At 54.6% G+C, this 12,115-nt stretch carries 12 protein-coding genes and 1 pseudogene; 6 read left to right on the top strand and 7 right to left on the bottom strand.

Features of this window, described 5'->3' with window-relative positions:
* Nucleotides 1-109: 109 nt before the first annotated feature.
* Nucleotides 110-3,004, bottom strand: coding sequence for a CHC2 zinc finger domain-containing protein (locus tag K7X24_RS21310; protein WP_224558211.1), 2,895 nt, complete (start codon nucleotides 3,002-3,004; stop codon nucleotides 110-112).
* 136 nt (nucleotides 3,005-3,140) lie between these two features.
* Here K7X24_RS21310 and K7X24_RS21305 point away from each other — a divergent pair, with 136 nt between their 5' ends.
* The 3 genes from K7X24_RS21305 (at nucleotide 3,141) to K7X24_RS21295 (ending at nucleotide 4,220) form a co-directional block, all read left to right on the top strand.
* The gene (locus tag K7X24_RS21305; protein ID WP_040044219.1) at nucleotides 3,141-3,473 is read left to right on the top strand and encodes a helix-turn-helix domain-containing protein; all 333 of its coding nucleotides are present in this window, start codon (nucleotides 3,141-3,143) and stop codon (nucleotides 3,471-3,473) included.
* A 76-nt stretch (nucleotides 3,474-3,549) separates the two neighbouring features.
* The gene (locus K7X24_RS21300) at nucleotides 3,550-3,879 is read left to right on the top strand and encodes a SymE family type I addiction module toxin (protein WP_224558206.1); all 330 of its coding nucleotides are present in this window, start codon (nucleotides 3,550-3,552) and stop codon (nucleotides 3,877-3,879) included.
* Nucleotides 3,876-4,220, top strand: coding sequence for a SymE family type I addiction module toxin (locus tag K7X24_RS21295; protein ID WP_224558205.1), 345 nt, complete (start codon nucleotides 3,876-3,878; stop codon nucleotides 4,218-4,220). Before K7X24_RS21300 ends, K7X24_RS21295 begins: the two co-directional genes overlap by 4 nt.
* Before the next feature lie 65 nt (nucleotides 4,221-4,285).
* Here the strand turns inward: K7X24_RS21295 and K7X24_RS21290 are convergent, their stop codons facing one another.
* The 4 genes from K7X24_RS21290 to K7X24_RS21275 all read right to left on the bottom strand — a co-directional run bounded on the left by K7X24_RS21290 (nucleotide 4,286) and on the right by K7X24_RS21275 (nucleotide 10,010).
* Nucleotides 4,286-4,651 carry a hypothetical protein gene (locus K7X24_RS21290; RefSeq protein ID WP_103163093.1) on the bottom strand — a complete coding sequence of 122 codons (366 nt, stop codon included), beginning with the start codon at nucleotides 4,649-4,651 and terminating at the stop codon, nucleotides 4,286-4,288.
* Nucleotides 4,651-5,067: a hypothetical protein gene (locus tag K7X24_RS21285; RefSeq protein ID WP_224558210.1), complete on the bottom strand. Its 417-nt coding sequence runs from the start codon at nucleotides 5,065-5,067 to the stop codon at nucleotides 4,651-4,653. The genes K7X24_RS21290 and K7X24_RS21285 overlap by 1 nt, the downstream gene beginning before the upstream one ends.
* Nucleotides 5,068-6,029: 962 nt before the next feature.
* Nucleotides 6,030-7,073 (bottom strand): site-specific tyrosine recombinase XerC, encoded by a 1,044-nt coding sequence (xerC, locus tag K7X24_RS21280; RefSeq protein WP_224558209.1) that lies wholly within the window; start codon nucleotides 7,071-7,073, stop codon nucleotides 6,030-6,032.
* A 33-nt stretch (nucleotides 7,074-7,106) separates the two neighbouring features.
* On the bottom strand, nucleotides 7,107-10,010 hold the full coding sequence (locus K7X24_RS21275) for a CHC2 zinc finger domain-containing protein (protein WP_224558208.1): 2,904 nt from the start codon (nucleotides 10,008-10,010) through the stop codon (nucleotides 7,107-7,109).
* Nucleotides 10,011-10,146: 136 nt separating this feature from the next.
* Between K7X24_RS21275 and K7X24_RS21270 the strand changes: the two genes are divergently transcribed.
* The 3 genes from K7X24_RS21270 to K7X24_RS21260 all read left to right on the top strand — a co-directional run bounded on the left by K7X24_RS21270 (nucleotide 10,147) and on the right by K7X24_RS21260 (nucleotide 11,226).
* On the top strand, nucleotides 10,147-10,479 hold the full coding sequence (locus K7X24_RS21270) for a helix-turn-helix domain-containing protein (RefSeq protein ID WP_040044219.1): 333 nt from the start codon (nucleotides 10,147-10,149) through the stop codon (nucleotides 10,477-10,479).
* A gap of 76 nt (nucleotides 10,480-10,555) precedes the next feature.
* Nucleotides 10,556-10,885, top strand: coding sequence for a SymE family type I addiction module toxin (locus K7X24_RS21265; RefSeq protein ID WP_224558206.1), 330 nt, complete (start codon nucleotides 10,556-10,558; stop codon nucleotides 10,883-10,885).
* Nucleotides 10,882-11,226 carry a SymE family type I addiction module toxin gene (locus tag K7X24_RS21260; RefSeq protein WP_224558205.1) on the top strand — a complete coding sequence of 115 codons (345 nt, stop codon included), beginning with the start codon at nucleotides 10,882-10,884 and terminating at the stop codon, nucleotides 11,224-11,226. The genes K7X24_RS21265 and K7X24_RS21260 overlap by 4 nt, the downstream gene beginning before the upstream one ends.
* Before the next feature lie 65 nt (nucleotides 11,227-11,291).
* Here the strand turns inward: K7X24_RS21260 and K7X24_RS21255 are convergent, their stop codons facing one another.
* On the bottom strand, nucleotides 11,292-11,657 hold the full coding sequence (locus tag K7X24_RS21255; RefSeq protein ID WP_103163093.1) for a hypothetical protein: 366 nt from the start codon (nucleotides 11,655-11,657) through the stop codon (nucleotides 11,292-11,294).
* Nucleotides 11,657-12,115 (bottom strand): annotated as a pseudogene (locus K7X24_RS21250) (hypothetical protein); the annotation flags it as partial. The gene K7X24_RS21255 and the pseudogene K7X24_RS21250, both read right to left, overlap by 1 nt.

The following is a 12,115-nucleotide window of genomic DNA, read 5'->3' as shown; positions in this document are numbered from 1 at the left end:
CGCAGCGTCTGTGACAGGCTGCTAAGGTAAGTGGCTTCTGGTGTCGGGGCTTTGGGTTTGGTCATGGTGGCGCGTCCTGCGAGGTGAGGGGAAGAAGCAGATAAGAGAACTACGGTACGATGGGTTTATCCTGTGATGCCGGAACAGTGCTTTTGCCGTTAACCCGACCGGATGGCGCAGAACCCTTTCCGGCACTGGCTTTAACAGCGATTGCCTTGTCCGACCGACCACCGACTGCACCCCGACCAGAGGCCGACCGCTTTTCATTTACCCCCGACCGGACGGAGTCATATTGACCTTTCTCTGACGTTTTTACCGTTTTCACTGGCGTTTCCGGCACGTCGATAAGCCCGCACAGGTGCGCGTTATCCGCCTGTGTGTCGCCGTCGAACAGCAGTTCGTAGCAGAACGTCAGCCCCCGCTTGTGCAGCAGCAGGTATTCCAGTTCAACCAGCCGCGCAAGGTGGATTTTCAGTTGCGTATCGCCCCATTGCACCGCATCCCGTAGCTGTTTGCGGGTGAAGTGAAGCTCCGCTTTCGGCTTGCCGCCGTCCGCTATCCAGCCCTGTATCAGCAGCAACAGCTTTCTTGTCTGCGGCGGCATCTCGTCCAGCGTCCGGCCAAGGATTTCATGCGCCAGTTTGTTGGCCAGCACGATATCCGACCGTTCAACCTCGATATACTCGATAACCTGCCCACGGTGCTCTACCGTCTTTACCTCCCGCTGGTACTGGTGCAGCAGCGCGATGGACTGGATTAACGTCAGGTATTTCATATGGTCGCGGCGGGTTCGCGTCTTATCACTCAGGAACGTCAACTGGCTGGCGAACGGGTTCACCACTTTTAACGGTTTCAGTAACCGCTGGGCATTTTGATGCAGTTCAGTGAGATACCCTTTCTCGTTCTCCATCAGCAACCCTTCCAGCGTCTGTTTATGGCGCTGCAAGGCATGTATGGCTTCGGTCTGTTCGCGGGATTCGTTCACGGTAAGCACAAGGCAACGGTTAAGCAGTTCTTCATCCACGTCGATAGCGGTTGTGGTCAGCATCAGCATCACCGGGCCTTTCACCGTGTATTGTTTGGTCACCAGATTGCCCGTGGCCTCATCCTTGCCCGTACTGGCGATGGTCAGTTCTCCGTCACTCTGCAACAGCTTCAGCGCATACGCCGCCTGCCGCACGCCTTCTTCTTCCGCTATCGCCAGTATCTTGTGCTGTAAGTTCGTTTCGCCCAGATAGAACAGGCTCTGGCCTGTCATCGCGCTGTACTGTAAGCGCTCTTCCGGCGGGATAAGATTAAGCACCGCATCCATCAGGCTGGATTTCCCCGCCGCACTGGATGACTGGATTAATACGGCCAGTGGCTTATCTAACTTACGGGAGACAGCGGCCAGATAACCCGCGACTAAGTTGGTCGATTCGCCGACCACGCCACAAGCCGCAAGATCATCCGTCAGCCTGCCGATAAGGTTCGGGTCACGCAGCAACGCCAGCGCTTCCGCTTTGGCGGCGTCATCCAGTTCCGGCGCGGTGTCACTGGCGATTTCCGGCTGGCTCAGGTGATTTTCCAGTGCCAGCAGCACACGGCCTAAGCGCTGTTTGATGTCGCTTTCCGCTAGCCCTAACTCACTGGCCGCTAACCGCGCATAGCCCGCACGGCTCCGCGCACTCATCATGTCCACGCTGTCCGCGAACACCACGCCGCTCTCCGTGTCCAGCACCTGCGCGTTTACCTTCATCACGCCACTACCGGCTTTCACTGATGCCATGCCCCGGATGCGCCATTGCTGGCCGGACAGCGCTATCTCAACCTCACCGTTCGGCAACGTTTCAACCACAACCCCGGCGGCTAAAGAGGTGGCGGGTTGAGACGGGTTTTCAGGCTGTGGCTCAGTGTCTTTTTCAGGCTCTGCACTGACCACTTCCCCCATCGGCAACGCCCCATCTACCAGTAGCCCGAACGCCGCTTCCGGTTCGGCAACACTGCACAGATAGCCGTTCGCATCCATGCCCGCTGGGAACACCACACGGAACGGCGCAATGCCCCCAGCGGCTAAGGATTCGGCCAGTTTCACCGCCCCTTCATCCCCCGCCGCATCGTTATCGAACGCGAGCAACACCTGTTTTACACCATGCCGGATAAAGGCTTTGCGCATCTCATCGGTAAAACCATTCACCCCATACGCTGCCGTCACGTTGCGATAACCTGCTACCCAGAACGACATCGCATCGATAAGGGATTCGCATAAGATAACGGACTTACTGGCAACCAGTGCCTGCTCGTTCCACACCCCGCCGTGGGGTCCCGGCAGATACAGATGGTTCGGCGTACCCGCACGTAACCGCTCACCCACCTTGCGACCATAAAGCTCCCGCACCTGGCCGTTAAGGTCGATAACCGGAACCACTAACGACCCTGCCAGATGTTCATGACCGGATGAACGCATCACGCCCAGCGCCTGCAACTGACTGCGAACGGTTGCCCCGTCTTTCAGTTTGCTTGATGGCAGGCGATAGCCCAGCGTCCGGTTGGCGAACCCCAGTTTAAAGGCCGCGACTAACTCAGGATGATTGAGGCGACGCTTTTCCAGATAGGCGATGGCCTCCGGCGCATTGAGTAAGGTGTGGTGATAGAACGCCACCACCCGATGCAGCAATGCCTGCCGCTCCTGTTCATTAGTGATATCACTGACAGGCGGCAGCGGCGCAGCGGCTGGCACTTCACCCAGCTCACGCCGCAGCTTATCGACCGCATGCGGCAGGCTTAACCCTTCCGTCTTCATCACCCAGTCCAGTACCGAGCCGCCTGCATCACAGCCGAAGCAGTGATAGAGGTTCTTCTCCGGCGAGATAACACACGATGGCGTCTTCTCCTGATGGAACGGGCACAGCACCACATAGTCCTTACCGCGCTTCACCACCTTTCTTCCCTGACCACGCACCACCTCAACCAGTGACACGGCGGCTTTCAGGTGCTGCAACTCGGATTCGGGGATGCGTGCCATAAAAATGTTCCTTATAAAACCTTGTCAATGCCCTTATTGGATACTATTATATGACCCATTAAGAGCATTCAGTCAAGTCTATTCAGAACAGGGAGTGATAATGAGCGATACCGGTAATTATCAGGGGATGTTCTGGATGAGCTTTTCAACCCGTTTTCTGCAACTGCGCAAGCAGCACGGACTGACCCAGCCGCAGATGGCTGACAAGGTGGGGATTCATTTGACGCAGGTTCGCCGCTACGAGTCCGGCGAGGCACAGCCCTCTTTAGATATTCTCAAGCGTATTGCCGTCACCTTTAACGTGTCGGCTGACTGGCTGATTTTCGAGGAAGGCGAACGCGAACCGCAGGATGAGTTAAAGCTGAAGTTTGAAGCCGTTAAGCAGATGGATGAGGAAGAACAGAAGTCGGTCACATCGATTCTGGATGCCATGATTTTAAAACATCAGGCGAAGCGCTTGTTAGGCTGAGTCTGAACTGACGCGGCGCTGGCGTGGTTGCAACACACCAGAGCCGCTAACCACAACCAACTGGAAGGAGTTGACTATGGCTGACGCGCATTCTACGCCAGATACCACCGTTTTTAAAATCGCTCAGGCCGAACGCTTTACCCGTGTGGGCTATCGACCGATTAAAGGCAACCACGACACGCCCGCCATCAACATCGCCGGGCAGTGGCTGAAGGACGCCGGATTTACCACCGGGCAACCGCTGAAGCTGCGCATCATGCCCGGCTGCATTGTCATCACCACGCAGGATATCCATGAACTCTGGGGCAACCTGCAAGCGCTGAGCATCGCCCCGTTTGATGAACGTGCTGCCGCAAGCTGGCTTAATCGCTTCCCCGGTGGCCTGAACGTGGAGGGCGCACGATGAGCATCAAGACCGCTTTCCAGCATGGGGAACTGCCGGAGCTGACGTTAACGGGTGACGAACTGGCGCAGGCAGGCTTTACTGCCGAGGCGATGTTTCGTATTCAGCTTTACCGTAATGGCCTGATACTGACACGGCTCGATGAAGATGCCGATATCGCGGCGCTGATGGCTGAACTCGACGGCAACGAGACGGAAGGCGCAGACTGGGTCAGTGACAACGGCGAACTGACACTGGCAGGCGACTGGCTCACCCTGAGCGGGTTACTCGGCCAGCCATTAAGGATTGAGGTGTTGCCCGGTAAGATAGTCATTCGGGCAGAGGTGGGAACTATGCTGGCGTAATAATATACAAGCCGATAAAAATAAAATAGCCGGAAGGATTTTGAGATCGCTTCCGGCTTCTTATATCACCCATATTTCAGTTCAAGACTTCCAACAATGTCAAAAACATGATCATATGTACTTAATATTACTCTTTTTCTATTTTTTTTATACTTCCCCTCAACCTCATCAAAACTGGAAAGCATGTATTTCTCATAAGGAAAATCATCTATTTTATATATAGACACATTTTCTACATCACTAAAACAAAACTCAACACACACGTCGGGAGCATCTTTAATTGAGGGTATACAACCGCGCAAAGAAAGTGAGGTTTTGACATTCACCATCATAGGTGCAAGTTGAATAGAGTAATCCCTAATAATTAAGGCATCTCTTGAGAAAATACGACCATATTTTGTATCCAATTCTTTAATTTTTAAATCAGTCATTATCCGCAGGCCTTCCTTACCGCAATACCTTTCCCACCTGTTTCTGTGGAAAAACGTCTATTAAGATTTATCTCTGCCAACTCTTCAGGAGTTGCCCACCTAGAAGGCATTTTTGAAATACCAGCTTCTTTTGCAGCATACAATCTTCGGTTATCCAAACTAAATACCGAATCTTTATGAGCCCCTTGGGACATTAATCTTTCTTGGACATTAGTCGGCAAATCACGCATTCTGACTTTTCTAATAGGCTCAACTTCATTTATATAAGATGGGTTGTTTTTCAATCTATGTACTAATTCATTTATTGAACCACCATCCGAAAATGAGCCAGCAATACTGTCCTGAGAAAAAAGAATAGTTTTTGGACTAATTAAAGATAATCCAAAGGGATCAACCCACTCCAGAGGATTATGCACATAACCCTGCGGCCTTATTCCCCCACCCAGCCCTATCGGGTCATAGGGACGATCCTGACATGGTCGTACTTTTTAGCGCACTTAACCCATTGGTGCAACGTGCTTTTTAAGTCGCGTTTTCGGCCTAGTTAACAACACCTTAACCCGAACACCCCGACGCGCACTTTTAGCCCCGGACACGCTACCGCCATGCTGTGACTTCCCTGCCTGCCTGTGCCACATCATAGCAGCGGCGGCAGCCGCTGCCATTAGTCGTTGTGTTAATGAACCGGGTTTTATCGCGGCGCGAGCCGTTCCGCAGCTTGCCTGTGGGACGGTGAAGCGTCTGCCGGGTGCGGGCTGGCGAAGCCCGCAAGAGAAGAAGTTAAACAGGGAGGCCCCCGGCGGGGGCCGCACGGGGCGGAGATGGCGAGCACGGGAACGAGCAAGGAGCCTGCGACTGCGAGCCGGGCGCAGCCAGTGCAGCGGGGTTGGGGCGGGGCGAGGTGAAGCCCTTCAGCGGAGGCCGCAGGCCGACAACTGCTTTTCTGTTGACGTTGATGTTGGCCGAGGATTAGCATCGGCGCTTCCGCCGCCAGGGAGGGCGGCCACACCGTCAGAGCCAGGGAAGGAACGCGATGCTGATAGCAGAGCGAGCCTGCGAGCTGTGCGCCACACGATACTGAGGAGCCGAACCCCGGCGGCCAGCCGCTCACCATTGTTGAGGAAGACCGCAGCGCGCCCATTACCCGACCGGCGCCGACATAATGTGTGTTGCGCGCAGGTTGCGTTCAGCAACTTGCGCGTAATGCCACATTATGTTGAATGACGTTCGGCCAGCAACGTTACCTACAGAGAACGCCATTGTTTGGCGCTGGCCGGGCGGCATTTACCGCAGGAGTGCCTCAGCCGACCAAGGCAGTAAGCCCGCAGGGACGAGGGCTTTCTGCCCTGCACCGTCCTGCGGTCTCGAAGAGAAGGAGCTACTTTTTCGGGCTGTCCGGCGATGCGGTAGTGTCCGGCTTGCGTTTCTTTCTGCGCCTCGCTTTTGGCTTGCGCTCTGCCGGATGCGTTTTCTCATGCACCTGTTTCAGATGACCGATCGCCACACGGGTGTATATCTGCGTCGTCTCCAGCTTCTCATGGCCTAAGATAGCCTGGATGTGTCGCGTATCTGCCCCACGCTCCAGCATCTGCGTTGCCATCGAGTGCCGGAACACATGACACGCCCCGGCCTTTTTCAGATGCGCATCATCCCGTATTGCCCGGCCTGCCAGTATCGTCAGCGTTGACCGTGCCAGCCGCTTGCCCCATATCGTCACGAACAGGTAGCCACTGTCGTGCTTGGTCGTCAGTCGCGGCCTTACCGCGTCCAGATAGCGCTGTACCCAGACCAGCGCCCGCAGGCCAACCGGCACCACCCTGTCCTTGTTCCCTTTGCCCTGTCTGACCACCAGAACCCCGCGCCCCACGTCCACATCGGCCAGCATCAGCCCGGACAGCTCTGACCGCCGTAGCCCCGTGCTCCACAGCATTTCCAGTACCGCACGATTGCGTAACCCGGTTAGCGTGTCCGTGTCCTGTGCCTCCATCACCGCCTCGGTTTCTTCCTCGCTCAGTATCTGCGCCGGTAACCGCTTCTCGGCTTTCGGTAATGTCATCTGCTCGGCGGGGTTATACAGGATATGGTGACGTTGCAGCAGCCAGCGGAACAGCCCACGGATGGCCGTCAGGCGGTTAAGCTGACCACCCTGTGCCAACGGTTTCCCGTCCGCCTTGCGGTAGCCATGAAGATAACGCTGATACGCTTCCAGCACCGACAGACTCACCTGTGCCGCCTGTGTGATGCCCCGCTCTTCACACCACGTCACGAACGGGCGCAGCCGTTCACCGTACCCTTCCACCGTGCGCGGGCTGTGGTTCGTCGCGGTCAGGTGTTCAAGGTACGCGCTCATGTACTGGCGCAGCGTCTGCGGCAGGTTGCTAAGGTAAGTGGCTTCAGGGCTGGGCGGTTTCGGTCGGGTCATGGTGGCGCATCCTGCGAGATAAGAAGAAGGGAACTACGATGTGATGCGGCGACTTTTCTTTACCGGAACAGTGCTTTTCGCCTTATCGCCACTTGCGACTAACGAACCCTTATCCGGCGTGGCTTGGCGGGATTTTCCTTCCTCCAACTTGGCACCAACTTGGGGGCAACTTGAGGCCAACTTGCTCTCCTTAACCCCCAACTTGCGTAAGTCGTACTGTTTGCCTGTATCGTTTTCTGGCGGATCGATAAGGCCGCACAGATGCGTGTTGTCATCGCTGCCATTCCCATCCCACAGCAACTCGTACTGCAACAGATGACCCCGGCTCCCACCATGTACCAGCAGGTATTCCATTTCGACCAGCCGCAGACAGTGAACTTTCAACTGGTTATCGCTCCACTGTGTCGCGTTGCGGATATCCCGCCGGGTAAAGCGCACCTCGCTCGGTTTTTTGCTCTGCGTATGCGCTAACTGGTTCACCATCCCCTGTATCAGCAGCAACAGCTTGCGCGTCTGTGGCGGCATCTCGTCCAGCGTCCGGCCTAATATCTCGTGCGCTAACCGGTTCGCCAGCACGATATCCGACCGTTCCACCTCGATGTATTCGATAACCGTGCCGCGATGCTCTACCGTCTTCACTTCCCGCTGGTACTGGTGCAACAGCGCGATAGACTGGATTAACGTCAGGTATTTCATATGGTCGCGGCGGGTACGGGTTTTATCACTCAGGAACGTCAACTGGCTGGCGAACGGATTGACCACCTTTAACGGTTTCAGTAACCGTTGGGCATTTTGATGTAACTCCGTCAGATAGCCTTTTTCGTTCTCCATCAGCAGCCCTTCCAGCGTCTGTTTATGCCGCTGCAACGCATGGATTGCCTCGGTCTGTTCGCGGGATTCGTTCACCGTGAGAACCAGGCAGCGGTTAAGCAGTTCTTCGTCCACGTCAATGGCCGTGGTGGTCAGCATCAGCATCACCGGGCCTTTCACCGTGTACTGTTTCGTCACCAGATTGCCTGTGGCATCATCTTTGCCTGTGCTGGCGATGGTTAACTCACCATCACTCTGCAACAACTTCAGCGCATACGCCGCCTGCCGCACGCCTTCCTCTTCCGCGATGGCGAGGATTTTATGCTGGAGATTGGTTTCGCCCAGATAGAACAGGCTCTGGCCTGTCATCGCGCTGTACTGTAAGCGCTCTTCCGGTGGGATGAGGTTCAGTACCGCATCCATCAGGCTGGATTTGCCCGCCGCACTGGATGACTGGATTAACACCGCCAACGGCCTGTCCAGTTTGCGCGACACCGCCGCCAGATAACCCGCTACTAAGTTGGTCGATTCGCCGACCACGCCACAGGCCGCAAGGTCATCCGTCAGTCTGCCGATAAGATTCGGGTCACGCAGCAACGCCAGCGCTTCCGCTTTGGCGGCATCATCCAGTTCTGGTGCGGTATCACTGGCGGTTTCGGGTTGAGCAAGGTAATTTTCCAGTGCCAGCAGCACCCGCCCTAAGCGCTGTTTGATGTCACTTTCGGCCAGCCCTAACTCACTGGCCGCTAACCGCGCATACCCCGCACGGCTCCGCGCACTCATCATGTCCACGCTGTCCGCGAACACCACACCGCTGGCCGTGTCGATGACCTGCGCGTTCACCTTCATCACGCCACTGCCCGCTTTCACCGACGCCATCCCCCGGATGCGCCACTGCTGACCGGATAACGCTATCTCAAGCTCACCGTTCGGCAACGCTTCAACCACAACCCCCGCAGCTAAGGAAGAGGCTGATTGAGACGGTTTTTCAGGCTGTGGCACGGCTTTCCGCTGTGGCACAGATTCAGGTTCAGCGTTCACCGCTTCCCCCATCGCCATTGCGCCTTCTACCACCGCACGGAACGCCTGCTCCGGCTCGGAGACTTTGCACAGGTACTCGTTCGCATCCATGCCGGACGGGAACACCACACGGAACGGCGTGATGCCCTCAGCAACCAGAGACGAGGCCAGTTTCACCGCGCCGTCATCCCCTGCCGTATCGTTATCGAACGCGATAAGCACTTGTTTCACACCGTGGCGGATAAACGACTGGCGGATCTCATCAGTGAACCCGTTCACCCCATACGCCGCCGTCACGTTGCGATAACCCGCTACCCAGAACGACATCGCATCGATTAACGATTCGCATAAGATAACGGACTTACTGGCGACCAGTGCCTGCTCGTTCCACACCCCGCCGTGTGACCCCGGCAGATACAGATGATTCGGCGTTCCCGCACGCAGACGGTCGCCCACCTTGCGCCCGTACAGCTCCCGAACCTGACCGTTCATATCGATAACCGGAACGACTAATGAACCTGCCAGATGTTCATGGCCGGATGAACGCATCACCCCGATGGCCTGCAACTGGCTGCGAACGGTTGCCCCGTCTTTCAGTTTGCTCGATGGCAGGCGGTAGCCCAATGTCCGGTTAGCGAACCCTAAGCGGAACTGCGCCACTAACTCCGGATGATTGAGGCGGCGCTTTTCAAGATACGCGATAGCCTCCGGCGCGTTCAGCAGCGTGTGGTGATAGAACTCGGTAACGCGATGCAGTAACGCCTGCCTTTCCTGCTCATTAGCAATATCGCTAACAGGCGGCAACGGCTCAGCGGCTGGCACGCTACCCAGCTCACCCCGCAGCTTATCGACCGCATGCGGCAGGCTTAACCCTTCCGTCTTCATCACCCAGTCCAGTACCGAGCCGCCTGCATCACAGCCGAAGCAGTGATAGAGGTTCTTCTCCGGCGAGATAACACACGATGGCGTCTTCTCCTGATGGAACGGGCACAGCACCACATAGTCCTTACCGCGCTTCACCACCTTTCTTCCCTGACCACGCACCACCTCAACCAGTGACACGGCGGCTTTCAGGTGCTGCAACTCGGATTCGGGGATGCGTGCCATAAAAATGTTCCTTATAAAACCTTGTCAATGCCCTTATTGGATACTATTATATGACCCATTAAGAGCATTCAGTCAAGTCTATTCAGAACAGGGAGTGATAATGAGCGATACCGGTAATTATCAGGGGATGTTCTGGATGAGCTTTTCAACCCGTTTTCTGCAACTGCGCAAGCAGCACGGACTGACCCAGCCGCAGATGGCTGACAAGGTGGGGATTCATTTGACGCAGGTTCGCCGCTACGAGTCCGGCGAGGCACAGCCCTCTTTAGATATTCTCAAGCGTATTGCCGTCACCTTTAACGTGTCGGCTGACTGGCTGATTTTCGAGGAAGGCGAACGCGAACCGCAGGATGAGTTAAAGCTGAAGTTTGAAGCCGTTAAGCAGATGGATGAGGAAGAACAGAAGTCGGTCACATCGATTCTGGATGCCATGATTTTAAAACATCAGGCGAAGCGCTTGTTAGGCTGAGTCTGAACTGACGCGGCGCTGGCGTGGTTGCAACACACCAGAGCCGCTAACCACAACCAACTGGAAGGAGTTGACTATGGCTGACGCGCATTCTACGCCAGATACCACCGTTTTTAAAATCGCTCAGGCCGAACGCTTTACCCGTGTGGGCTATCGACCGATTAAAGGCAACCACGACACGCCCGCCATCAACATCGCCGGGCAGTGGCTGAAGGACGCCGGATTTACCACCGGGCAACCGCTGAAGCTGCGCATCATGCCCGGCTGCATTGTCATCACCACGCAGGATATCCATGAACTCTGGGGCAACCTGCAAGCGCTGAGCATCGCCCCGTTTGATGAACGTGCTGCCGCAAGCTGGCTTAATCGCTTCCCCGGTGGCCTGAACGTGGAGGGCGCACGATGAGCATCAAGACCGCTTTCCAGCATGGGGAACTGCCGGAGCTGACGTTAACGGGTGACGAACTGGCGCAGGCAGGCTTTACTGCCGAGGCGATGTTTCGTATTCAGCTTTACCGTAATGGCCTGATACTGACACGGCTCGATGAAGATGCCGATATCGCGGCGCTGATGGCTGAACTCGACGGCAACGAGACGGAAGGCGCAGACTGGGTCAGTGACAACGGCGAACTGACACTGGCAGGCGACTGGCTCACCCTGAGCGGGTTACTCGGCCAGCCATTAAGGATTGAGGTGTTGCCCGGTAAGATAGTCATTCGGGCAGAGGTGGGAACTATGCTGGCGTAATAATATACAAGCCGATAAAAATAAAATAGCCGGAAGGATTTTGAGATCGCTTCCGGCTTCTTATATCACCCATATTTCAGTTCAAGACTTCCAACAATGTCAAAAACATGATCATATGTACTTAATATTACTCTTTTTCTATTTTTTTTATACTTCCCCTCAACCTCATCAAAACTGGAAAGCATGTATTTCTCATAAGGAAAATCATCTATTTTATATATAGACACATTTTCTACATCACTAAAACAAAACTCAACACACACGTCGGGAGCATCTTTAATTGAGGGTATACAACCGCGCAAAGAAAGTGAGGTTTTGACATTCACCATCATAGGTGCAAGTTGAATAGAGTAATCCCTAATAATTAAGGCATCTCTTGAGAAAATACGACCATATTTTGTATCCAATTCTTTAATTTTTAAATCAGTCATTATCCGCAGGCCTTCCTTACCGCAATACCTTTCCCACCTGTTTCTGTGGAAAAACGTCTATTAAGATTTATCTCTGCCAACTCTTCAGGAGTTGCCCACCTAGAAGGCATTTTTGAAATACCAGCTTCTTTTGCAGCATACAATCTTCGGTTATCCAAACTAAATACCGAATCTTTATGAGCCCCTTGGGACATTAATCTTTCTTGGACATTAGTCGGCAAATCACGCATTCTGACTTTTCTAATAGGCTCAACTTCATTTATATAAGATGGGTTGTTTTTCAATCTATGTACTAATTCATTTATTGAACCACCATCCGAAAATGAGCCAGCAATACTGTCCTGAGAAAAAAGAATAGTTTTTGGACTAATTAAAGATAATCCAAAGGGATCAACCCACTCCAGAGGATTATGCACATAACCCTGCGGCCTTATCCCCCCACCCAGCCCTATCGGGTC

Source organism: Pectobacterium versatile (assembly GCF_020166435.1).
GTDB lineage: Bacteria > Pseudomonadota > Gammaproteobacteria > Enterobacterales > Enterobacteriaceae > Pectobacterium > Pectobacterium versatile.
The sequence above is the reverse complement of the archived record's forward strand: the minus strand, read 5'-3'. Positions and strand labels throughout refer to the sequence as shown.

What these genes read in the sequence shown, in the direction of transcription:
- K7X24_RS21300 (WP_224558206.1), top strand. Translation starts at nt 3,550, where the DNA reads ATGGCTGACGCGCATTCTACGCCAGATACCACCGTTTTTAAAATCGCT.
- K7X24_RS21295 (WP_224558205.1), top strand. Translation starts at nt 3,876, where the DNA reads ATGAGCATCAAGACCGCTTTCCAGCATGGGGAACTGCCGGAGCTGACG.
- K7X24_RS21275 (WP_224558208.1), bottom strand. Translation starts at nt 10,010, where the DNA reads ATGGCACGCATCCCCGAATCCGAGTTGCAGCACCTGAAAGCCGCCGTG.
- K7X24_RS21265 (WP_224558206.1), top strand. Translation starts at nt 10,556, where the DNA reads ATGGCTGACGCGCATTCTACGCCAGATACCACCGTTTTTAAAATCGCT.
- K7X24_RS21310 (WP_224558211.1), bottom strand. Translation starts at nt 3,004, where the DNA reads ATGGCACGCATCCCCGAATCCGAGTTGCAGCACCTGAAAGCCGCCGTG.
- K7X24_RS21290 (WP_103163093.1), bottom strand. Translation starts at nt 4,651, where the DNA reads ATGACTGATTTAAAAATTAAAGAATTGGATACAAAATATGGTCGTATT.
- K7X24_RS21305 (WP_040044219.1), top strand. Translation starts at nt 3,141, where the DNA reads ATGAGCTTTTCAACCCGTTTTCTGCAACTGCGCAAGCAGCACGGACTG.
- xerC (WP_224558209.1), bottom strand. Translation starts at nt 7,073, where the DNA reads ATGACCCGACCGAAACCGCCCAGCCCTGAAGCCACTTACCTTAGCAAC.
- K7X24_RS21270 (WP_040044219.1), top strand. Translation starts at nt 10,147, where the DNA reads ATGAGCTTTTCAACCCGTTTTCTGCAACTGCGCAAGCAGCACGGACTG.
- K7X24_RS21260 (WP_224558205.1), top strand. Translation starts at nt 10,882, where the DNA reads ATGAGCATCAAGACCGCTTTCCAGCATGGGGAACTGCCGGAGCTGACG.
- K7X24_RS21255 (WP_103163093.1), bottom strand. Translation starts at nt 11,657, where the DNA reads ATGACTGATTTAAAAATTAAAGAATTGGATACAAAATATGGTCGTATT.